This window comes from Chryseobacterium sp. YIM B08800 (assembly GCF_026163565.1).
GTDB lineage: Bacteria > Bacteroidota > Bacteroidia > Flavobacteriales > Weeksellaceae > Chryseobacterium.
Genome location: NZ_JAPDKN010000041.1, coordinates 25,730 through 47,504 on the forward strand (window position 1 = coordinate 25,730; position 21,775 = coordinate 47,504).

Genomic DNA, 21,775 nt, shown 5'->3' on the forward strand with positions numbered 1-21,775 from the left:
CCCTTCCAAAGATAATTTGGAAGGGTTTTATTATTTTAGTCTTTGCAATTATAAACTTGCGGACAACCCATATACTGAGTACAATATGAAGGTCCGGTAACGGCTCCTGTGCAACTGCATCCACAAAGAGATAAATCTGGATTTCCAACTTTAATTCCTCCTACGATGTTTTTAAGGTCAGCCTGCTTTAATTTTTTAGCGTTTTTTAAAATGTTTGTCATGTGATTTGTTTTTTTAATTAATATAGTTTGATGATCAAATTTAAATATTATTTACAAATAGAACGCAAATAAATGATAAATATTATCAAATCATTACACATAATTCAATTTTGAAGTTAAATTCCCTTGTAGCATTTACAATAAAATCAACTTTAAAAAGTATAGAAAGAATGAATATGACATTGAAACATAAAAAAATCTGCCTCAAAACTGAGACAGATTCATATTTTTTAACGTCAAGATCTAGTATACATCTTTGCAAGTATATACTTGCGGACAAGCGATATACTGTACACAATAGAAAGGACCTGTAACGGCTCCTGCACAATCGCATCCACAAAGAGATAAATCGGGGTTTCCGCTTACTCCTCCTACGATGTTTTTAAGATCTGCTTGCTTTAATTTTTTAGCGTTTTTCAAAATGTTTGTCATGTGATTAGTTTTTAGTTTAACAATATAGTTTGAGTACCAAATGTAAGCATTATTTAGAAATAAATCACCAACAACAAATTAATATTATCAAATTATTACACATAATTCAATTTAATACGAAACATCCATAAAAATAATATTTAATCTTCAAAAATTTTCATAAAAAAAACCTTTCAATTAAATGAAAGGTTTCTATGTATATTCTTGTATTAAACTTTAATTATCTTGCGATATTTACCGTTCTTGTTTCTCTGATTACCGTTACTTTTACTTGTCCTGGATAAGTCAATTCATTCTGAATTTTCTCTGAAATATCGTAAGAAAGCTGAGAAGACATTTCGTCGTTTACTTTACCACTTTCTACCATAACTCTCAGTTCTCTACCCGCCTGAATTGCGTAAGCTGAAGAAACACCTTCAAAGCTTAATGCTGCAGCTTCAAGATCCTTTAGTCTTTGAATATAAGATTCTAAAACCTGTCTTCTTGCTCCCGGTCTTGCTCCTGAAATTGCATCGGCAACCTGAATAATTGGAGACAATAAAGAAGTCATTTCTACTTCGTCGTGGTGAGCTCCGATGGCATTGATTACTTCTGCATTTTCACCATATTTTTCTGCCCATTGCATTCCTAAAAGTGCGTGTGGAAGTTCAGATTCCTGCTCAGGAACTTTACCAATATCGTGTAAAAGACCTGCTCTTTTTGCTAATTTTACGTTTAACCCTAATTCTGCAGCCATTGTTGCAGCGATGTTGGCTACTTCTCTTGAGTGCTGTAGAAGGTTTTGTCCGTATGAAGAACGGTATTTCATTCTACCAACGATTTTCACCAATTCAGGATGCAAACCGTGAATTCCTAAATCGATAATGGTTCTTTTACCAACTTCAATAATTTCTTCTTCGATTTGTTTTCTTGTCTTTTCTACAACTTCTTCGATTCTTGCAGGGTGAATTCTACCGTCTGTAACCAATCTGTGAAGTGATAATCTTGCGATCTCTCTTCTTACCGGATCAAAGCATGAAAGAAGAATAGCTTCCGGAGTATCATCAACGATGATTTCTACACCTGTAACCGCTTCTAAAGCACGGATATTTCTACCTTCTCTACCAATAATTCTACCTTTTACTTCATCAGATTCAATATTAAATACAGAAACTGAATTTTCAATCGCCTGTTCTGTACCAATTCTCTGAATAGTCTGAATAACGATTTTTCTTGCTTCACTTTTCGCATTCAACTGAGCTTCTTCCATAATGCTCTGAACGTGCGCCTGAGCTCTGGTTTTAGCTTCTGCTCTCATGGTTTCTACCAATTCTGCTTTCGCTTCTTCTGCAGTATAATTTGAAATTTTCTCAAGCATTTCAACTTTCTTGGCAGTTGCCTGATCCAGATCGTGTTGTTTTTTCTCTAAAATTTCGTTTTTCTTAGCATAATCAGCAATCTGTTTGTCAAGATCTTTTTCTAATTTCCCTGCTTTGCTAAGCTCGTCATTCAGCTTATTTTCTTTGTCTTTTGTTCTTTTTTCAGCATCTTGCATTTTCTTTTCGCGTGCCTGAATATCTGCATCGTGCTGTGACTTTAGTTCTAAGAATTTTTCTTTAGCCTGAAGATTCTTTTCTTTTTTTATGGATTCAGCTTGTACATTAGCTTTTTCTATTAAATTATCTGCATTTTTCTTTGCATCGTCTATAATAAATTTTGCCTTGGTATTCAGGGAGCTTTTAGAGAAAAACATTCCTGCTACTGCACCGATTACTAAGCAAATAACGCCTATAATAATAGCGGTTGTTGTCATATATATTGAGTTTTAATTGTCTTGTTAATTTAAAATAAAAAACCCACAGCAATCCAGTGATTTAGAGTAAACTCCTAATCTTCACGATTTGATCTGATTTCTTCTCTCTGTAATCTGCGTAATGCAGCACGCCATTGAAAAGACTTTCGAACATTAAATTGTTTAGCGTTGAGTTTACCTTAATGTGTTAGAATTACTGTAGGCAGTCTTTTTGGAAAAAAAAATCTATTTTCCTATATCGTCCAATGACCGATTAATTTCTGCTAATCTTTCGTTGGTTGATTTTATATTTTTATCATGATTCAGAGCCACTACTTCTGCGTTGGTTCCCAATTTTAGGGCACACATTGCCAAAGCATCCTGTTTATCTCTTACATCAAAATTTTGTTCAAAATCTTTAATCATATTTTCTATTTGCTTCCCCACTTTGCGCAGAGTTTCTTCTTCTGCTGCGGGTACATTTAGCGGATATACTCTTCCTGCAATGTTGATGGTTATTCTCCTTACCTCCATTATAATCCACTATTTTGAAGCTGTGCAATACAAAAGTCTACTTCTTTCACCAATCTGTTGATATGGTTTTTCATGAGTCTGTTGTGTTCAGGATTTCCTGATATTGCTGAATACAATTTTATATTTTTCTGTTCTTCTGCCAAGACCTGATTTTTCTTTCTCTCTTCATCATATTTCGTCTTCAGCTCAGCATGCTCCTTATTTAATTCTAAATATTTTTCAGATAGATTTTGATAGCTTTTTTGGAGGATCAAAATCTTTTTTTCTATTTCTGAAAAATTATTTTCTAATTCTTGAAGCATTTCAGGTTTATAAATTTTCTAACTATTAGCAAAAATAGGAAAATATTAGTACCGATGAAAATAATAATCTCTATATTTTAACAAAAATAAAAAAGGAGATGCCAAGCACCTCCTTTTTATATTAATTTTATATTATATTATTCAAATTTCAATACAAACATAACCGCTCTTGTTTGTAGTGTAGAAACTGCTGCAGACCAATATGGAGGTGTAGTAGCGTTATCTGCAACCATTTCGTTATTCATAAAGAATGTACCTCTGATTGCCGGAGTTAATTTAAATTTATTAAAATAGAACTGAATTCCCATTTCAGCAGACCAAGCAAAGTTGTGCGTTGTCGATCTGAAAACCTGTTGCATGTTATCGTCCTGAGAATCTGAGTTTGATTGTAAATTAACAATATAATTTACACCAGCTGCAACATAAGGTCTTGAATTGTACCATCTTTCTCCATGTAATTCCAACATTACAGGGATGTCTACCAAAGTAGATTTGATATCTCTTACCCTATCTTTTTCTGTTAAAGCAATAGGAATAAAAGGAGCATTCGTTAAACTTCCATCCTGATACATTGCATTGCTATCTGTATTAAAAGTCAGTTGTCTCTGAGCAAACTGCAAACCTGGCTCTACTCTTACATCTAAATAGTCATTTAATCTGAATTTGGCAATAAGACCCGCTCCAAAGCTTGTGCTTTCTTTTGAAGACACCAAATTATGATTTTCATACATTCCGTATCTTGGGTTGAGTACAATTCTATAATCCAGTAAATTACCATTCAGATAAAACCCCCAACTCACTTTTTTCTGGTCAAAGTCTTCCAACTTGTCCATCCTGTTACGGGTTCTAAATTGAGCATTTGCAACTGTTGCAAAACTTACTGAGGCTAAAACCAGAGCTTTTAATAGAAATTTATTCATAGGTTATTTTGTTGCTTTATAAATTGTGGCTATACCTAAACTTAATTTTTTGTATTCTACTTTTTTAAATCCTGTATCTAAAAGAATTTGTCTCATCTTTTCTCCAAAAGGAAATGCATTTACAGAATCGGGAAGATAAGTATACGCCCTGTTGTCTTTAGAAACCAATCTGCCGATTGCCGGCAAAATATTTTTGAAATAAAACATATAAAATGGTCCTAAAAAACCCTCTACCTTTGAAAATTCAAGAATATAAACACTCTTATTTTCTTTAACCACTCTTCTCAACTCTGCCAAACCTTTGGTAAGGTTCTCAAAATTTCTCACTCCAAAAGCAACGGAAACTGCATCAAATCTATTGTCCTCGAAAGGTAAATTTTCTGCATCGCCCTTTTGCATGGAAATTTTGCCGTCTAAATTAAGTTTTTTTATTTTAATAACGCCAACATTTAACATTTGTTGCGACAAATCTAATCCTACTACTTTTGCACCGGTTCCTTTTTCTACCGCAATGGCCAAATCTCCGGTTCCTGTAGCGACATCCAACGTTTCTTTCGGGTTGTCATGATTCATCCATTTTACCAGTTTATTTCTCCACAACACATCTATTTTCATAGACAAAACGTGGTTTAATAAATCGTATTTAGGCGCAATGTTGTCGAACATATCCTCTACCTGACTCTTTTTACTAGATTCAGAATTGTAGGGCGTTACTTGGTTGATATCTTTTGTCAAAACTTAAAACTTATAGTATTCTTTATAATAATTAAGATAATCCTGCTTGCGGAAAATCTTTGTACGGGACTCTACTTTCTGAATATTTTTGATCATCTGATCGTAATCTTCATCTACATTATAATAAAAATCATCTGTGTAGAGTTTGTTAAAACGTTTAGCTCCCCCATAATATTGTTTTCCGTCAATCATGGTTTTATCCAGTGCCAAAAGTAATGAATCTTTTTTAAGATTGTATCCATAATATTGCTCATTGATGTAATAATCTTTATGGGCAATATTTAAAAGACCACGAATTTTATTTACCTCAAAAGCAGAATCATAAAGCATTTTCTTATTCTGATCAAAAACTTTTATAGAATTTTTCCCTTTCTGTAAGTCTACCTGCACAGATTGCCCTGCAGAAATAATACCTTCAGGCTCATTATTTATCTTAAAATAGTAGGTATTGGGAGTAGGGTTATCTACAAGGTAATAATTTTTCTTTGCTAAAAAGAAGTTGTAAATGGCAAAAGCACCGATAAATACCACAACAGCAATAATTAAACCTTTTAAAGACGGATTGTTTTTCATAGATTGGCTGAAACAATTTTTGCAAATTTAATAATATTTTTAATTCTTTCTTATTAATATTAATTATTAACTTTGCATCTTTAAAAAATTACATAAGCGAATGCCAAATACGATCATTATTGGTTCCGGATCTTATCTTCCGAATAGAGTAATTGGAAGGGATTTTTTCTTAGATTCAGAGTTTTATACAGAAGACGGGGTGAAGATTGACAAGCCTGCTGAGGAAACTATTGCAAAATTTGTAGAAATTACAGAAATAGAAAACAGGAGATTTATTGACGAAGATCTTTCAAATTCACAAATCGGTTTTGAAGCTGCAAAAATTGCTATTGCAGACGCAAATATAGACCAGGAAGAGCTTGATTATATCATCTACGCAAGTAATTTTGGTGAAGTTACCGTAAACGGATATGTAGACTTTATGCCGACAATGGCAGCAAGAGTTAAAAATAAACTAGGCATTAAAAACAGAAAATGTATTACTTATGATATGATTTTCGGTTGTCCGGGTTGGGTTGAAGCGATGATTTTAGCTGATAATTTAATTAAAGCTAACGTTGCAAAAACAATTCTTGTTATCGGTGCAGAAACTTTAAGCCGAGTAACCGATCCTCACGATAGAAACAGAATGATTTTCGCAGACGGAGCCGGAGCTGTAGTAGTAAAAGCGACTGACGAAGAAAATGTAGGGATTATTGCTCATAATACAATTTGTGATAATGGTCCTGAATTGAATTATCTTGCAAACGGACCTTCTATCAACGCAGAATCAGATCAGACTCGTTTATTTGTAAGAATGCAGGGAAGAAAAATTTATGAGTACGCTCTTAAAAATGTTCCTGCAGCTATTAAAGAAACTATTGAAGACGCAAAATTATCGATTGAAGATATCGACAAAATATTGATCCACCAAGCGAATGCTAAAATGGATTATGCAATGATAGACAGACTTCACAAGCTTTATGATGTGAAAGATTACGATCATTCTGTATCTCCTATGACCGTTCAGGATCTGGGAAATACCTCTGTAGCAACAATTCCTACCATGTTTGATTTAATAATTAAAGGAAAAATGGAGGGTCATACGTTTAAAGATAAAGGGAACATTGTGATGACTTCGGTTGGAGCCGGAATGAACATCAATGCGATCGTTTATAAATTTCCGTAAGAATATTAATTAAACAATATAAAAAGCACAGGAAATTTATTTTTTGTGCTTTTTTTAAACCTGATTATGCAAAAAAACTTCTTATTTATAGCCGCAATCTTCTTATTTTTAGAAGTTTATATTTTTCAGGCGATAAGAACCTTAACAGACAATTTCTGGGTAAGGCTTGGCTATGTCGTTCTGTCTTTAGCCGTTTATGGCGTTTTTGCGTACGAAGTTTCTCATTTCGAAAGAGCAGATAGAAGTACAATGCGAGCTCAGATCATGATTTCATTATTTTTAGTCTTTATTTTACCTAAGATTTTTATTGTTATTGGTTTATTATTTGAAGATTTTATAAGAATACCAACAGAATTTTATAGAAAACTTATGTTTAACGAAATTTCTATAATACAAATTTTGATAATAATTGCATATATTTTATTTTTAATTTTGGCACCATTATCATTATCCACTAAAGCAAAAATAACAGCTGTTGTTTTAGTAGTTGTTTCAATTATTTATTATAAAGAAATTTTCATAACCGATCGTCCTTATCTGCCAGAAAGAAGAAAATTCATCAGTCTAATTGGTCTTGGTTTAGGCGGCGTACTTTCTGCCCTTTTCATAGACGGAATCACCTTTGGAAAATACCGTCACAAAGTAAGAAGAGTAAAAGTAAAGTTTGCTAATCTTCCTAAAAGTTTTAAAGGATATAAAGTCATTCAGATTTCAGATGTTCACAGCGGAAGTTTTTCAGACCCAAGCAAACTTCAACATGCGATTGATTTAATTAATGAACAAAATCCAGATTTAGTTTTATTTACCGGAGATATGGTCAACAATGTTGCTGATGAATTCAAACCATTTATTCCTTTATTTTCTAAAATTAAAGCGAAAGACGGGAAATTTGCAGTCTTAGGAAACCATGATTATGGTGATTATATAAAATGGAATTCTAAGGATGAACAAAACAAAAATCTTGAAACCTTAATTGATTATCAAAGACAAGCTGGTTTTGATATGTTGCGTAATGAAAACAGAATTATTGAAAAAAACGGAGAGAATATCTATATTTTAGGGGTTGAAAATTGGGGATTAAAGCCTTTTCCGCAATATGGAGATATTGATAAAGCTCTGGAAAACGTTCCACAAAATTCCACTAAAATATTAATGAGCCACGACCCTACTCATTTTGATTACGTTGTGAAAAAACACCCTAAAGATATTCATTTAACACTTTCAGGACACACACACGGAATGCAGTTTGGTTTAGATTTAAAAAATATAAAATGGTCTCCTGTACAATACCGCTATCCAAAATGGGCAGATTTGTACGAAAGTGAAGGAAAAATGCTTTATGTAAACAGAGGTTTCGGAGTTTTAGGTTATCCAGGAAGAGTTGGTGTTTTACCGGAAATTACGCTTTTTGAATTGAGTTAGAGATGCGAGCTACGCGATACGAGTTTCGTGTTCCGAGATTTGTGATGAGATATTCGATTTTTTCGGTTTTTAGTCCTAAATAAATTTCGAATTTCAATCTACGAATCTTTAAACTCGAATCTCGGAACCCAAAACTCAAAACTCGAAACTCGAAACTCGAAACTAAAAAATATAATCTTTCATTCTTGAAGTCGCCAATTCTTTTTCATTGATCCAAGAAAGAAAAGCTTCTAGTTTATCCTCCATTTTTTTTCCTAAATAAAACCTTCGGTAAAACGGAACTTTAAACTGATATTTATTAAGGTTGGTAAACTGCCAAGATTCAAGGTAAACCAAAACAAAATCATCATTTTTTAAGGTTTCAAAAACCATATTCTGATAATACTGCATTGGCAAAATCTGAAAAACAAAATCGTTATAAGGTAACTGACTGTATGGAGAAATACTTTCCGGAACAATGCTTAAACCGTTATCTTCGATGATTTCAGAAGTTCGTTTTAAACGTTTAAAAGGAAACAGAATATCCGCGTGATCGATGTTTGAGATATAATTAAAACCAATTGATTTTAAAGCTTCCAAAGAAAACTGGTTGTCTTTCTGGCGAATTCCTTTGATTTGTTTTTCAAGAAGTTCCTGAATCGTTTTTTTTACTTGATCGATCTTTTCAAGACTAGAATCTTTATTATAAAAAGCAATTTCATGCCCTTGAGCAGAAATTGCTTTTAGTAAATTCTGAAGTTTTTCTGCAATAGAAATTTCTACAAAAAAACTTGCTTTTATATCGTGAAGATCTAAGATCCTGAGAATTGCTTTGGTATTACTTTCGGTAATTTTCAATCTTTCATCATCAGAAATAATGCTGCTGTTTTTGGTTCCAGCTTCAAAGTTTATGATGTTAAAAGTGAGCAATATCATTCAATAGATTTTAGATGAAATTAATTATTAAAAGAGTGATTAGCACTCAGTTTAATTAATTTTTATTCAATTTTATTTTTAAATTTTTGATCATATCTTTCGACATCTCAGAAATTCCGAAATCATAAGATAATCCCCAATCTTTTTTAGCGACAGAATCATCAATTGAAGCTGGCCAAGAATCTGCGATTGCCTGTCTGAAATCCGGTTTGTAATCAATTTCAAATTCAGGAATTTCTTTTTTAATTTCTGCTGCCAATTCTGCTGGAGTAAAAGACATCCCACCTAAATTATAAGACGAACGAACGGTAAGACTTTCTTTTGGAGCATCCATTAACTGTAACGTAGCGTTGATGGCATCATCCATATACAACATCGGCATTCCTGTATTTTCAGAAATAAAACTTGTATATTTTCCTTCTTCGATTGCTTCGTAGAAAATTTCAACGGCATAATCTGTAGTTCCTCCACCTGCAGGAGTTTTCCAAGAAATCAAACCAGGATAACGGATACTTCTTACATCTACTCCATATTTATCAAAATAATATTCGCACCATTTTTCTCCCGCCATTTTAGAAATACCGTAAACAGTTGTAGGGTTTAAAACAACATCCTGACCTACATTTTCTTTTGGAATTCCTTTACCGAAAACAGCGATAGAACTTGGCCAGAAAATCTTTTTAAGCAAACCTTCTTTTGCAAGCTCACAAAAATGAAGAAGTGGCTCAAGATTTAATTTCCATGCGAAAATGGGTTGCTTTTCTGATGTTCCTGATAAAAGAGAAGCCAAATGATACACTGTTGTAATTTCATAATCTTTGATGACCTGTCTTACCAATTGCGTGTTGGTAACATCCATTCTTTCGTAATGTCCAGCAGAAGTAAGACCTTTCTGATATCTGTCAAGACCTGAAGCAACGACATTCTCAGCTCCATGTATCTCTACCAATCTGTTCGTCAGCTCAGTTCCGATTTGCCCTAAAGCCCCTGTAATCAATATTTTTTCCGTATAAGACTCCATTTTACTTTTTATTATTATGATAAAAGCAAAAATAGAAATTTTAGACCCTATTTTAAAACAAAATTGTAAATTCGATTACAATTTTTACAAATGAAAAAAATTATTATTTCGTTAATCTTGTTTTCTTGCTCGCTTTCAGCACAGTACACTGATATCAATATTGTAAAAGAAGTTAAGGTAAAAAATAAAGGAGTTGTAGTTTCTGCGCATCCTTTGGCGAGTGAGGCCGGAGCAAAAATTCTTAAAATGGGCGGAAATGCTTATGATGCAGTGGTCGCTACACAATACGCTTTAGCCGTTGTTTATCCTCAAGCCGGAAATATTGGCGGTGGCGGATTTTTGGTAGGTGTAAAAAATAACGGAGAAAAATTTACGCTCGATTACCGTGAAACCGCACCTAAAAATGCATCCAAAAATATGTATATCAACAAAAACGGAAAAGCCAATACCGATTGGTCTCAAAACGGGAGATTAGCGGTTGGAATTCCTGGAAGTGTGGCGGGATTTTTTGCAACTTTAAAGCATTGCAGTCTTCCGATGGAAAAACTGATTCAACCTGCCATTGATTTGGCTGAAAAAGGTTTTGCAATTACCGAACAGGAAGCCAGATTATTAAATTCCCATAAAGAATATTTTCAAAAATATAATAAAAACTCCAATGCATTTGTAAAAAACGAGGCTTGGAAATCAGGTGACATTCTGATGCAGAAAGAATTAGCAGAAACTTTAAAATTAATTCAAAGATCAGGATCAAAAGGATTTTATGAAGGAAAAACTGCCGAACTTCTGGTTTCAGAAATGAAAAAAGAAAACGGAATCATTACTTTAGAAGACCTGAAAAACTATAAAGTTGCCGAAAGAAAAGCACTCGAATTTGATTATAAAGGAAACAATGTTATTTCGATGCCTTTACCTTCAAGCGGCGGAATTCTTTTAGCACAAATGTTAAAGATGTCGGGTTATGAAAATCTAGAAAAATATCAACAAAATTCTACGCAGGCAGTTCAGATTATGGTGGAAGCCGAAAGAAGAGCTTTTGCCGACAGAGCCGAATATATGGGCGATCCCGATTTTATTCAGGATAAAACAGCCTATTTAATTTCTGATGATTATTTGAAAAACAGATGGAAAAGTTTTAGTTTTAGTAAAGCTACGCCAAGTTCGGAAGTAGGAAAAGTCATTAACCATCCCAAAGAATCTACGGAAACCACACATATTTCAGTGATTGACAAAGATGGAAATGCCGCCGCCGTTACCACAACTTTAAATGGTTTGTACGGAAGTAAAGTTGTTGTTTCCGGAGCAGGTTTTTTCTTAAATAATGAAATGGATGATTTCTCGATAAAACCAGGTGTTCCCAATATGTTTGGTGCAGTTGGCGGTGAAGCAAACGCAATTCAGCCTAATAAAAGAATGCTTTCCTCGATGACACCAACCATTGTTCTGAAAAACGGAAAACCTTATATCGTTGTAGGAACTCCGGGCGGAACAACCATTCCGACTTCTGTTTATCAGTCGATTGTGAATGTGATTGATTTTAAATTGAATACCAATATGACTGTTAATTCTCCAAAATTCCATCATCAATGGCTTCCTGAAACAGTATCTTTTGAAAAGAATTTTCCGGAAAGAACGATCAAAGATCTAGAAAAATTAGGTTATAAAGCTGAAAGAGTGAATCAATTGGGAAGAACGGAAATGATTGTCATAGACGATAATGGAAATATTCATGCTGTTGCAGATGGTCGTGGTGATGACTCCGTTGCAGTAGAATAAATTTTATTTGAGGTTCGAGGTTTGAGATTCGAGGTTCGAGATTCAAAGTTAAGATTGGAGATTTGGGGAATTAGGTGAAGCTTTTAAATTTAATTAAACTTTTCAACAAATTAAATTTAAGTTTGTTTCAAATTTTCCTATTTTTCGTTCTTAAAAAAGTAAATCCATCTCTTTTGAAAGCAAAAAAATTCTACCAGCAACTCTATTTTCAGGTAATTATTGCCATTACTTTAGGAATTCTCTTAGGAAATTTCTACCCCGAATTAGGCGAAAAAATGAAACCTCTAGGCGATGGATTCATTAAATTGGTTAAAATGATCATTGCCCCGGTCATTTTCATTACACTTACTTTAGGAATTGCCCACATGACGGACTTGAAAAAAGTGGGACGAATTGCCATAAAAGCAATGCTCTATTTTTTCACATTTTCAACGTTAGCATTGATAATCGGTTTAATTGTAGGGAATATTATTCAACCCGGAGCTGGTCTAAACATTGATCCGGCAAGTTTATCGGGTGACGTTTCTCAATACCAGCAAAAAGCACACGACACGACGCTCACCGGATTTATCATGAATATTATTCCGGAAACATTATTCAGTCCATTGATTGGAGATAATATTCTTCAGGTTCTTTTGGTAGCTATTTTAATGGGAATTGCTTTAGTTTTAACGAAAGAAAAAAGCGGAAAAGTCACAGAATTTTTACAGGTTTTAGCTGCTCCAATTTTCAAAATTGTTCATATACTGATGAAATTAGCACCGATCGGAGCTTTCGGAGCGATGGCTTTTACGATTGGAAAATATGGTTTAGCTTCCGTTTTAAATTTAATTTTTCTTGTTGGAACTTTCTATATCACCTCTATCCTATTTGTCGTTTTGGTTTTGGGAGCAGTTGCTTGGTACAATGGTTTTAATATTTTTAAACTGATGTATTATTTAAAAGAAGAACTTTTGTTGGTTTTGGGAACAAGCTCTTCAGAATCTGCACTTCCCGGAATTATGGAAAAGATGGAAAAAGCAGGATGTTCCAGAGCGATTGTAGGTTTGGTAGTTCCCACCGGATATTCTTTTAATCTTGACGGAACCAATATTTATATGACTCTCGCCTCATTATTCATTGCGCAAGCTTTAAATATTGATCTTTCTATTGAAAAGCAACTTATGCTTCTTTTGGTGGCAATGTTGAGTTCTAAAGGAGCTGCAGGTGTTACAGGAGCTGGTTTTGTGACTTTAGCAGCAAACTTTAGCCGTTGTTCCTGAAATTCCGATTGCGGGAATGACCTTAATTCTAGGAATCGATAAATTTATGAGTGAATGTCGTGCTTTAACGAATGTCATTGGAAACTCTGTAGCAACTGTAGTGGTAGCTAATTGGGAAAAACAATTTGATAAAGAACAACTTCAATATTGCCTGGAAAATCCAAATGAAATTGAGAAAAAACTGGAAGTTTAAAGATCATTTTAATGAAAATTTTCGCAAAATTCATATTACTATTTATTGCAGGAATTTGTTTAGCCTGCAACGAACAAAATAATAACAAAAAGATGAATGGAAATAATCCCGTTGTATATTTTGAAATTCCCGTTACCAATATTGAACGGGCAGAAAAATTTTACACCCATGTTTTTAATTTTAAATTTGAAAAAGAAATCATTGACGATTACGAAATGATGCTTTTCCCTTTTGAAGAAGCCCAAAGTGGAATTTCCGGAGCTTTGGCAAAAGGAGATGTCTATAAACCAACGAAAGATGGAGTGATTATTTATTTTAAAACCAAAAATATTGATTCTACATTAAAAAAAGTTTTAGAAAACAAAGGAAAAATTCTTTATCCAAAAACGATTAATGAGAAACATGGTTTTGCGGTTGCAGAATTTGAAGATAGTGAAGGAAACCGAATTGCCCTTCATGAAACCATAAACAATAGGCAATAGGCAATAGGCAATAAAATTAAGTTTTTTAATCTATATGATTAAAGCCATAAAAAATATAGGTTCTAAGTATTTACTTTGTAATACATTATTATCGTAATGATAATTTTTTCATCATTTGTGTTTTTAGCCTTCTTCACGGAAGGCTTTTTTATTTCACAATGATCTTAAATTAAAATATTCAGGCTTGAAGGCTGAACTTTCACATGAATAGGAGATTTTATTTTGTTAAATTCTCCATCAAGATGCCAGTTTTTAGTATTTACTTTAAACTCGATTTCTGAAACCGGAAGATATGTGATGTAATCATCTTCTTTCAATTTTTTGGTAAACATTCTGAACGCAAAAAGCGGTGAATACGTCAACGGAAATTTTTTCACCAAAACCATATCAACCAAACCGTCACTTTTACTCGCCATTGGCGCAATATAAGCGTTGTTGCCAAACTGACGGGTGTTTGCAATATTCACCATCAAATACTTCCCATTGTACTGCTTATAATTTTCATCAAAAAATTTAAGCTTGATCGGTTTATAATTAAAAAAAGTCTTCAAAGAAACTTTAATGTAATTTTTAAATCCGCGGTTAGTTTTTTCAAATTCTTTAACGACTTTCCCATCAAAACCAGTTCCCGAAACATTGATAGAAAGCCTGTCGTTTACCGTAAAAGTATCTATTTTACGAGATTTCTTCGCCTTTAATTTATCTAATAATTCATCCAAATTTTTGCTGAATTGTGTTTCATTAGAAAAACCATTTCCCGATCCTGCCGGAAAAATAGCCAAAACTTTTTCGGTATTAATGAGTTGTTTAGCAACCGTAGAAATCGTTCCGTCTCCTCCGATAGCAACAAAAAAATTAACCTCATCGAAGTGTGTTTTGATAAAATGATCAGTTCCCAAAATAGACTCAGAAATATAGTACAAAGGATTTTTGACCTTATTTTTAAGTTCGTTCAAGAATGGCTGATAATTTTTTTTTGCCGAAAAAGGATTGATGATAAAAGCTACTTTTTCCATTGCCACAAAAGTAAAAAATGCTTCCTGATTTGGAAGCATTAATATTAGTTAATTTTCATTCTCTTTTTAAATTCCGGATTAATTGTTCCGTCGAGCTCTTTCCAAGAGACAGGAATTACAATATCTCCGGCTGCAAAAGCTGCAATTTCATAAGGACTGTAATGAAAATATAAATTCTTTTCATCAAAATAAAAATCTTTGTTTGCTGGGATTACATCTACCAAAAGCATATCTGAGTTTTTAACTGAGCCATCAGAATCGGTTGTTCCGCTCGGAAGTTTGTCAAGATTTTTCATTAAAAGTTCTTCTAGTCTTGCTTTCGGCATTGTGGTAATATCTTTTAAATCTAATTTTTTGTTGTTGTTTAAATCGAAAACTCTTGTATCGAAAGAATAGTTACCGTGCGCTCCGCCTTGATATGAAGTATGTAAATATTCAATCTGAAGAAAATCGTCATTTTGAGAAATAAGTTTCATAAATGAGCCAGCTTCCCAGGTTTGCGGATTCTGAATATCGGAAATCCATTCTTTACTGTCTTCTTTTACAGATGAAACAAATTCAGCTTTATCTTTATCTAAAAAATTTTGTAATCCTTGTTTTGAATAGTCCGTAATTCCTGTTTTATCGTAATAAATACTGTCTAAAAGGGCTTTATCTTTTAAAGTTGGGAAAACCAATACTTTTGAAGCATAATTTACAGAAAGTTTATCGTTAATCTTCACAGAATCATTCACTTTAAGAGAATCTATTGTGAATTTTTCAGGACTTTTATTCTCAGCTTTTGTGTCAACTTTTTCTGATTCTGTCTTTTTACAGGCAGACAAAAGGAAAGCTGCCGAGAACAAGATTAGTACAACTTTATTTTTCATAATAATTTATTTTCCGACTAGAATGCAAAAACCATTCACAAAATGAATGCTTTTTAAATTTACATCAATAAATGATTATTTTTATCTATATCCGCTTTCAATCATAATAAAAATTTTAACGCAAAGAGGGCAAAGATTTCTTTAAACAATTCGCTGTTTGTAAGCTCGCAAAGGCGTTTCACTTAGCTAAGCTCACGAAGATTTTTTAATATGACAAAAAGCGGACAATCATATTATTTTTTAATTAAACTCATGACCTGGCTTTCAGAATCTGAAATTACTTTCCAGATTTGTTTGAATGCGGGATAATATTCTTTAGGGTAGTCTGCACTTGCAATTTTCACTTCAGATGTTACAGTAATTTTATTGTCTTTGTTTTCTACAATATAAGAATATGAAATTTCTTTATCATCTGTTATAATCTTTTTACTTTTTGGCAAATCGGCAACTGTATATCCTTCAGGAATTTCAATTTCTACTTTCTTAGTCCTTACATAAGGTGAAACAAAATTAATCATGTATTTTCTCTCTTCTGTTTCATCAAAACCATTAGAAGACTGGTGAAGAAATAATAATGGATTAAAAATTTTCTTTTTCCCTACATTGTCAATTAGATTATTCGAAGAAAATTTCATTTTAGATTCAAAATCGCCGTTACTTAGAACCGCAGAGTTAATATCTGAAAAATCTATAGAGTAACTTTCTTTGTATTGTTTTTTATACTTATCGGGATTTTCATCGTAGCTTTCTTTAGCATTCAAAGCAAAAAGTCCTGCATCTTTATCTTCATAAGTTCCGCTTACTGTACCGTCATCATTTATTTTGGCTTTAGTAAGATAAGTTCCATAACTCATTTTCGCATTAAACATCGTAATTACTTCTGCTTTATCGTCTTTAATTAAAAGCCCACTATTATTCCACACGCGTGAAGGTAAAAGATTTGCCTGTGATTGTTTTGACGTAGCATCGAAAAGATAAAATCTTTTGTCGATTTCTGCTCCTACAACAACATAATTAAAATTACCTACGTTAGGAAATGCTAAATTTAGTTGCCCATTTCTAACCGTAGAAATAAGAATAGGATAAGCCGAAATGTTTGCACTTCTAAACATTGCTGTCAACATCAAGTTTAAATCGGCATCATTTCCGATTTTATTTTTTATGAGATCTCTAATTCCATTTTCAGCATAAATACCATTATTTTGATTCCATGTAAAATTAGTTTTCACATAATCTAAAATTTTATTAGCTTTTAAAAGCTCATCTTTTTCATCGACAATTCCGGCTGGTAAAAGTTCTTTAACTAATCTATCTTTTTTATACTGAGAGCCAAAATCATCATGATCCCATAATTTTTTTCTAATATCTTCCCAAGTAGAGGTATACATTTTAAGATTGTCTCCAAAATAAGTTGAATGAAGCTCTGCCCTAATTTTAGTTCTATAATTATCATTATTCTTTACATATTTTTCAGATTTGAAACCTTTAAGATTTTCATAACCAAATCTATATGTTTTATGTTGCGAACCATAAATAATATCTTCTTTTACGATATTGTATTTAGGAGCTAAACTACCCGTAAAATCTACACTGTAAGACATTTGCAATGGTGTATCAAAAACGTATTCAGTATAAACAGAAGGCGTATCTAGTTCAATATATATTAACGGGATTTCATATGCGAAAGGTGAAGAAACTTCATAATGATATTCTATAACAGAACCATTTTTAATATTTGGAAAAGCATATTTACTTATTGTTATATATTTATTTTCCTTCGATTTAAATTTAGAACTTTTATCAACTTTTGTCTCAACAACATTTTCATCCTCAAGATTATAAACAAGAGCTTTCATATTAACCAAAACTTCACGATCACCAGAATTATTGTCATAGAGTGATATTTCTAAATTATGCCATTCTTCAGATTTATCTTTATCATAAATTTTTATTCTATACGTAAATTCTTTAATAAGATGTCCTGTTCTATTATCTATTCTATAGTGTATAGCACGATAAAGTAGTTCTGCTGGAGCTTTAGAATCAATTTCTGATTTCTCTTTTTTAAGATCAGCTTTATCAAATTTTGGCATTTTTAAAAACTGTTGCTTTTGAGCAGAAAGTTCTAAGCTCATCAAAATAATACATAAAAAGGTTATTATATTTTTCATTTATGACTTTTTAGAAATTAAAATTTTAGCGTTATCAGCATTCATAATTTTTTTTCGAAAACTGATATAATCATTGTATTTATCTTTAGTGTGAAGTCCTTTTTTCATTTGAAAAAATCTTTTTACAATTAATTGATCCTCTTTTTTCTCAAAAGAGATTTTGTAAGTTCCAAATTCGGAATTTATATTTCCATTTTCCGGCATTTCTTCAATAGTATATCCCGCAGGAAGCTTATAGGTAATCTCATATTCATCTTCAAAAGAAAAACGGTTTTCAAATGGGAGATTTCTATTTTCATCTCGGTGAAATGCAGCATTCGTGTAAATAGGAACAGCTCTGAAAATATAGCTAGAGCCCACTATTTTAGAATAATTAACAGCTTTGAAATTCAGATCAAAATCGATTGTTGCTAAATCTCTGTTATTTTTAAAATCAGCCATCTCAACTTTCTCAAAATCTAATGTAGAAAGCATATTTTTTATGGTATTATTTTTCTCAGTCTGCCCTAATCCGGCAAATACTAAATTAAAATCATACTGATTTCCCGTATAAGTAAATTTACCGCTCCCTGTAATCGTTTTATCTGGATTTAATTGAATATTTAAAACCTGTTTTTCTTTATTTTGCTGTGAAGAATAGCTTGGTGTTTCCATAATTTCGATTCCATCAGGTTTTACAGCCAAAACGTTTCGATCAGTAGTATTGAAACTTAAATGATTGTAAGCCATTTCCTGAGACGTATTTTCTAGCCAGATATTTCCTTTTTCTGTTGGGATAACCAAAATCACGTGATTACCACCCATTTTTGGAAAATCTATATCAAAACTTATCGGTGAAGAATTAGAATTAATAATTACATAATAAGATTTTATTCCTGCTTCATCCAAAAGCGTTTTCATGTAATTGGTAAGACCTTTACAATCGCCATATCCTTTTTTCTGAACTTCATCCGGCATCATCGGCTGCCAACCTCCAATTCCTAAGGCTACGAAAACATATCGTGTTTTGCTTTGCATATACTGATAGATTTTCTTCACTTTTTCTTCCGTAGATCCAGAAAGATTAAGCGCAGCAATTTCAGATTTTATTTGCGGAGTAGAAACCGAAACTGGTGTCAAAAGATTATTATAATACCATAAACCGAAATCTTTCCAAGTTGTGATATTCCCTTTTTTGCCAACCAAATTAAACTGATCCAAAGAAAAACTTACTTTAGGCAGTATTTTTTGAGGATTCGGAACCATGTCTTCATGATCTATTGCCGGAATATTTTGATAAGTATATAATTTACCTCCATCTTCTTCTGAAACATTTACCGAAGCAAATCCAAAAGGCGAATCATACGTTTTCGAGCGTAAATTGATTCCTGATTTATTGATAACTTTAAAACTGCTTTTCTGTAAAGAAATATTAAAATCATTATAAGGCGTAAAATCTGGAATAAAGACCGTATTCTGATCTTTTTGATCGTAACTAAACTCAATCGTATAAGGATAACTTGTAGGTGTATAAGATAAATACATCATTCTGTTATCAGAATAAAATGACCCTTGAGAATTGGCTGCTACATCGGTAAAATCACTTTTAGAATAACTTTTTATTTTAGCTCCCTTTTCGTCATATACCGTTACTTTAACATTCGAAACGGTGTTACCTTTTTCATAATAGATTTTAGGAAGCGAAAAACCAACCGCATCTTTGTTGATTACTGTAATTGCTGAAGAATTTCGGTAAACAATTTCATCCACTTTATTGATTTCCAAAACCGTGCTTTCATTTCGGATGACTGCACTTGCATTTTTCTTTAAAACATCACTAATTTCAGATACCGGATAACTTTGTGCATAGTAAAAAGAAGCTAAAGAAAATGCTCCAATACACCATAATTTCATCATTCGTTAATATTTTCCCCAAAAATATAAAAAATCTTAATAAAATATTAAAAAAACATCATAAATATGAGAATTATTAGATTTTTATTAATCAAAAAAAAGACCCCATTAAAAATGGAGCCTTAAAATATTATTTAAAAAGATGATTAAACATCAATCTTAGCATATTTTGCATTTTTCTCGATAAACTCTCTTCTTGGTGGAACTTCATCTCCCATCAACATAGAAAATACATTATCTGCTTCTACTGCATTATCAATCGTTACCTGCTTCAAAATTCTGTGTTCCGGGTTTAGCGTAGTTTCCCAAAGCTGTTCCGGGTTCATTTCCCCAAGACCTTTATAACGCTGAACTTCTACCCCTCTTCCATCTGGAGACATTTCTAAAGTTAATTCTTCACGCTCTTTTTCATTGTAAGCGTAAACTTTCTTATTACCTTTTTTCAATAAGTATAAAGGCGGTTGTGCAATATAAATATATCCGTTTTCAATCATTTCTTTCATGAATCTAAAGAAGAACGTAAGAATCAAAGTAGAAATGTGAGAACCGTCAATATCGGCATCGGTCATGATTACTACTTTATGGTATCTTAGTTTAGCCAAATTCAAAGCTTTACTATCTTCTTCAGTTCCTACAGAAACTCCAAGAGCCGTATAAATATTTTTAATTTCTTCGTTATCGTAAACTTTATGAAGCATTGATTTCTCAACATTCAAAATCTTACCTCTTAACGGAAGAATCGCCTGAAAATGTCTATCTCTACCCTGTTTTGCAGTTCCACCTGCCGAGTCTCCCTCAACTAAGAATAATTCAGATTCTGCAGGATCTTTTGATGAACAGTCAGATAATTTCCCTGGTAAACCAGAACCTCCCATCGGAGATTTTCTCTGAACCATTTCACGAGCTTTCTTTGCAGCCTGTCTTGCTTTAGCAGCCAAAACAACTTTCTGTACAATAAGTTTTGCTTCGTTAGGATTTTCCTCAAGGAAATTTGTAAGCATTTCACCTACAATTTTATCAACAGCACCTGAAACTTCAGAGTTACCCAATTTAGTTTTTGTCTGTCCTTCAAACTGAGGTTCCATTACTTTTACAGAAACTACAGCCGTTAAACCTTCACGGAAGTCATCACCCGTAATTTCTACTTTTTCTTTAGCAGGAATTCCTAAATCATCTGCATATTTCTTCAGCGTTCTCGTCAAAGCACGTCTAAAACCAGCTAAGTGAGTTCCTCCTTCATGCGTGTTAATATTATTAACATAAGAGTGAAGATTTTCGCTAAATGAAGTATTGTAACGCATTGCTACTTCAATAGGAATATTTTCTCTTTCGCCTTCCATGAAAATAACGTTTTCCATGATAGATTCACGATTTCCATCGATGAATTCAACGAATTCTTTCAAACCACCTTCAGAATGGAAAACCTCAAAGGCGAAAGTTCCATCTTCGTTTGGCTCTCTTTCGTCAACCAAAGTAATGGTGATTCCTTTATTTAAGAAAGATAATTCTCTTAATCTTGCAGCAAGAGTATCATAATTATACACCAATTCCTGGAAAATAGTTCCGTCTGGTTGGAAGAAAACTTCAGTTCCTCTTTCGTCGGTAGTACCAATTTCTTCAACCTGCGTTAAAGCTTTACCTTCAGAATATTTTTGCTGATATAATTTACCGTCACGGCTTACTGTAGCCACCAACAAAGTAGAAAGTGCGTTCACACAAGAAACACCCACACCGTGAAGACCACCAGAAACTTTGTAAGAATCTTTATCAAATTTTCCACCCGCTCCAATTTTGGTCATTACAACCTCAAGCGCCGATTTTTGTTCTTTTTCGTGAAAATCTACAGGAATACCTCTACCATTATCTTTTACAGAGATACTTTCACCTTTGTGTATGGTAACTAATATCGTATCACAATGACCTGCAAGAGCTTCGTCAATAGAGTTATCTACCACTTCATAAACCAAATGATGAAGACCTCTTGTTCCTACATCTCCAATGTACATAGATGGTCTTAATCGAACGTGCTCCATCCCTTCTAAGGCTTGGATACTACTAGCTGTATATTGTTTTTGACTCATATAAATTTAAATATATTT

21 protein-coding genes are annotated in these 21,775 nt (G+C 32.9%); 6 read left to right on the forward strand and 15 right to left on the reverse strand.

What is annotated here, in order from left to right; translation table 11 throughout:
* Positions 1-35: 35 nt before the first annotated feature.
* The 8 genes from OEW74_RS15240 to OEW74_RS15275 form a co-directional block, all read right to left on the reverse strand.
* Complete coding sequence (locus tag OEW74_RS15240) at positions 36-221, reverse strand: hypothetical protein (protein ID WP_074229264.1); 186 nt, start codon at positions 219-221, stop codon at positions 36-38.
* A gap of 243 nt (positions 222-464) precedes the next feature.
* Complete coding sequence (locus OEW74_RS15245) at positions 465-653, reverse strand: hypothetical protein (RefSeq protein ID WP_265429287.1); 189 nt, start codon at positions 651-653, stop codon at positions 465-467.
* Positions 654-873: 220 nt separating this feature from the next.
* Positions 874-2,445, reverse strand: a complete 1,572-nt coding sequence (gene rny, locus OEW74_RS15250) for a ribonuclease Y (RefSeq protein ID WP_265429288.1) — start codon at positions 2,443-2,445, stop codon at positions 874-876.
* A 225-nt stretch (positions 2,446-2,670) separates the two neighbouring features.
* Positions 2,671-2,958, reverse strand: a complete 288-nt coding sequence (locus OEW74_RS15255) for a cell division protein ZapA (RefSeq protein ID WP_191179082.1) — start codon at positions 2,956-2,958, stop codon at positions 2,671-2,673.
* The gene (locus OEW74_RS15260; protein WP_265429289.1) at positions 2,958-3,260 is read right to left on the reverse strand and encodes a hypothetical protein; all 303 of its coding nucleotides are present in this window, start codon (positions 3,258-3,260) and stop codon (positions 2,958-2,960) included. The genes OEW74_RS15255 and OEW74_RS15260 overlap by 1 nt, the downstream gene beginning before the upstream one ends.
* Before the next feature lie 137 nt (positions 3,261-3,397).
* A complete protein-coding gene (locus OEW74_RS15265; RefSeq protein ID WP_265429290.1) occupies positions 3,398-4,180 on the reverse strand; it encodes a porin family protein in 783 nt (260 codons plus the stop codon).
* A gap of 3 nt (positions 4,181-4,183) precedes the next feature.
* On the reverse strand, positions 4,184-4,915 hold the full coding sequence (gene ubiE / locus OEW74_RS15270) for a bifunctional demethylmenaquinone methyltransferase/2-methoxy-6-polyprenyl-1,4-benzoquinol methylase UbiE (protein ID WP_139423312.1): 732 nt from the start codon (positions 4,913-4,915) through the stop codon (positions 4,184-4,186).
* A 3-nt stretch (positions 4,916-4,918) separates the two neighbouring features.
* A complete protein-coding gene (locus OEW74_RS15275) occupies positions 4,919-5,488 on the reverse strand; it encodes a hypothetical protein (protein ID WP_265429291.1) in 570 nt (189 codons plus the stop codon).
* A gap of 100 nt (positions 5,489-5,588) precedes the next feature.
* Here OEW74_RS15275 and OEW74_RS15280 point away from each other — a divergent pair, with 100 nt between their 5' ends.
* Both OEW74_RS15280 and OEW74_RS15285 read left to right on the forward strand, forming a co-directional pair.
* Complete coding sequence (locus OEW74_RS15280; RefSeq protein WP_265429292.1) at positions 5,589-6,656, forward strand: 3-oxoacyl-ACP synthase III family protein; 1,068 nt, start codon at positions 5,589-5,591, stop codon at positions 6,654-6,656.
* 66 nt (positions 6,657-6,722) lie between these two features.
* Entirely contained in the window at positions 6,723-8,078 is a 1,356-nt protein-coding gene (locus OEW74_RS15285; protein ID WP_265429293.1) for a metallophosphoesterase, read from the forward strand.
* A 162-nt stretch (positions 8,079-8,240) separates the two neighbouring features.
* Here OEW74_RS15285 and OEW74_RS15290 read toward each other — a convergent pair whose 3' ends face one another.
* Positions 8,241-8,993 (reverse strand): polysaccharide deacetylase family protein, encoded by a 753-nt coding sequence (locus tag OEW74_RS15290; RefSeq protein WP_265429294.1) that lies wholly within the window; start codon positions 8,991-8,993, stop codon positions 8,241-8,243.
* A 55-nt stretch (positions 8,994-9,048) separates the two neighbouring features.
* Entirely contained in the window at positions 9,049-10,014 is a 966-nt protein-coding gene (locus tag OEW74_RS15295; protein ID WP_265429295.1) for an NAD-dependent epimerase/dehydratase family protein, read from the reverse strand.
* 90 nt (positions 10,015-10,104) lie between these two features.
* On the opposite strand from OEW74_RS15295, the gene ggt reads away from it, so the two are divergent.
* The 4 genes from ggt (at position 10,105) to OEW74_RS15310 (ending at position 13,727) form a co-directional block, all read left to right on the forward strand.
* Positions 10,105-11,790, forward strand: a complete 1,686-nt coding sequence (gene ggt / locus OEW74_RS15300) for a gamma-glutamyltransferase (RefSeq protein ID WP_265429296.1) — start codon at positions 10,105-10,107, stop codon at positions 11,788-11,790.
* A gap of 173 nt (positions 11,791-11,963) precedes the next feature.
* A complete protein-coding gene (gene dctA / locus OEW74_RS15305) occupies positions 11,964-13,052 on the forward strand; it encodes a C4-dicarboxylate transporter DctA (RefSeq protein ID WP_322645580.1) in 1,089 nt (362 codons plus the stop codon).
* A gap of 16 nt (positions 13,053-13,068) precedes the next feature.
* Positions 13,069-13,245 carry a hypothetical protein gene (locus OEW74_RS19650; RefSeq protein ID WP_322645581.1) on the forward strand — a complete coding sequence of 59 codons (177 nt, stop codon included), beginning with the start codon at positions 13,069-13,071 and terminating at the stop codon, positions 13,243-13,245.
* Positions 13,246-13,256: 11 nt separating this feature from the next.
* Positions 13,257-13,727 (forward strand): VOC family protein, encoded by a 471-nt coding sequence (locus OEW74_RS15310; protein ID WP_265429297.1) that lies wholly within the window; start codon positions 13,257-13,259, stop codon positions 13,725-13,727.
* 164 nt (positions 13,728-13,891) lie between these two features.
* On the opposite strand, the gene OEW74_RS15315 is transcribed toward OEW74_RS15310, so the two are convergent.
* The 5 genes from OEW74_RS15315 to gyrB form a co-directional block, all read right to left on the reverse strand.
* The gene (locus tag OEW74_RS15315) at positions 13,892-14,782 is read right to left on the reverse strand and encodes a diacylglycerol/lipid kinase family protein (RefSeq protein ID WP_416207912.1); all 891 of its coding nucleotides are present in this window, start codon (positions 14,780-14,782) and stop codon (positions 13,892-13,894) included.
* Positions 14,783-14,787: 5 nt separating this feature from the next.
* On the reverse strand, positions 14,788-15,612 hold the full coding sequence (locus tag OEW74_RS15320; RefSeq protein WP_265429298.1) for a DUF3298 and DUF4163 domain-containing protein: 825 nt from the start codon (positions 15,610-15,612) through the stop codon (positions 14,788-14,790).
* A 233-nt stretch (positions 15,613-15,845) separates the two neighbouring features.
* A complete protein-coding gene (locus tag OEW74_RS15325; RefSeq protein ID WP_265429299.1) occupies positions 15,846-17,783 on the reverse strand; it encodes a transglutaminase-like domain-containing protein in 1,938 nt (645 codons plus the stop codon).
* Entirely contained in the window at positions 17,784-19,679 is a 1,896-nt protein-coding gene (locus OEW74_RS15330; RefSeq protein ID WP_265429300.1) for a DUF3857 domain-containing protein, read from the reverse strand. It abuts the gene before it with no gap.
* Between the two features lie 143 nt (positions 19,680-19,822).
* Positions 19,823-21,757 (reverse strand): DNA topoisomerase (ATP-hydrolyzing) subunit B, encoded by a 1,935-nt coding sequence (gyrB, locus tag OEW74_RS15335; RefSeq protein ID WP_265429301.1) that lies wholly within the window; start codon positions 21,755-21,757, stop codon positions 19,823-19,825.
* Positions 21,758-21,775: the final 18 nt, after the last annotated feature.

Excerpts from the sequence above, each read along its gene's own strand:
- gyrB (WP_265429301.1), bottom strand. The coding sequence starts at position 21,757 with ATGAGTCAAAAACAATATACAGCTAGTAGTATCCAAGCCTTAGAAGGG.
- rny (WP_265429288.1), bottom strand. The coding sequence starts at position 2,445 with ATGACAACAACCGCTATTATTATAGGCGTTATTTGCTTAGTAATCGGT.
- OEW74_RS15245 (WP_265429287.1), bottom strand. The coding sequence starts at position 653 with ATGACAAACATTTTGAAAAACGCTAAAAAATTAAAGCAAGCAGATCTT.
- OEW74_RS15260 (WP_265429289.1), bottom strand. The coding sequence starts at position 3,260 with ATGCTTCAAGAATTAGAAAATAATTTTTCAGAAATAGAAAAAAAGATT.
- OEW74_RS15315 (WP_416207912.1), bottom strand. The coding sequence starts at position 14,782 with ATGCTTCCAAATCAGGAAGCATTTTTTACTTTTGTGGCAATGGAAAAA.
- OEW74_RS15325 (WP_265429299.1), bottom strand. The coding sequence starts at position 17,783 with ATGAAAAATATAATAACCTTTTTATGTATTATTTTGATGAGCTTAGAA.
- OEW74_RS15290 (WP_265429294.1), bottom strand. The coding sequence starts at position 8,993 with ATGATATTGCTCACTTTTAACATCATAAACTTTGAAGCTGGAACCAAA.
- OEW74_RS15240 (WP_074229264.1), bottom strand. The coding sequence starts at position 221 with ATGACAAACATTTTAAAAAACGCTAAAAAATTAAAGCAGGCTGACCTT.
- OEW74_RS15275 (WP_265429291.1), bottom strand. The coding sequence starts at position 5,488 with ATGAAAAACAATCCGTCTTTAAAAGGTTTAATTATTGCTGTTGTGGTA.
- OEW74_RS19650 (WP_322645581.1), top strand. The coding sequence starts at position 13,069 with ATGACCTTAATTCTAGGAATCGATAAATTTATGAGTGAATGTCGTGCT.
- OEW74_RS15285 (WP_265429293.1), top strand. The coding sequence starts at position 6,723 with ATGCAAAAAAACTTCTTATTTATAGCCGCAATCTTCTTATTTTTAGAA.
- OEW74_RS15265 (WP_265429290.1), bottom strand. The coding sequence starts at position 4,180 with ATGAATAAATTTCTATTAAAAGCTCTGGTTTTAGCCTCAGTAAGTTTT.
- OEW74_RS15310 (WP_265429297.1), top strand. The coding sequence starts at position 13,257 with ATGAAAATTTTCGCAAAATTCATATTACTATTTATTGCAGGAATTTGT.
- OEW74_RS15320 (WP_265429298.1), bottom strand. The coding sequence starts at position 15,612 with ATGAAAAATAAAGTTGTACTAATCTTGTTCTCGGCAGCTTTCCTTTTG.
- OEW74_RS15330 (WP_265429300.1), bottom strand. The coding sequence starts at position 19,679 with ATGATGAAATTATGGTGTATTGGAGCATTTTCTTTAGCTTCTTTTTAC.
- OEW74_RS15295 (WP_265429295.1), bottom strand. The coding sequence starts at position 10,014 with ATGGAGTCTTATACGGAAAAAATATTGATTACAGGGGCTTTAGGGCAA.
- ggt (WP_265429296.1), top strand. The coding sequence starts at position 10,105 with ATGAAAAAAATTATTATTTCGTTAATCTTGTTTTCTTGCTCGCTTTCA.
- OEW74_RS15255 (WP_191179082.1), bottom strand. The coding sequence starts at position 2,958 with ATGGAGGTAAGGAGAATAACCATCAACATTGCAGGAAGAGTATATCCG.
- OEW74_RS15280 (WP_265429292.1), top strand. The coding sequence starts at position 5,589 with ATGCCAAATACGATCATTATTGGTTCCGGATCTTATCTTCCGAATAGA.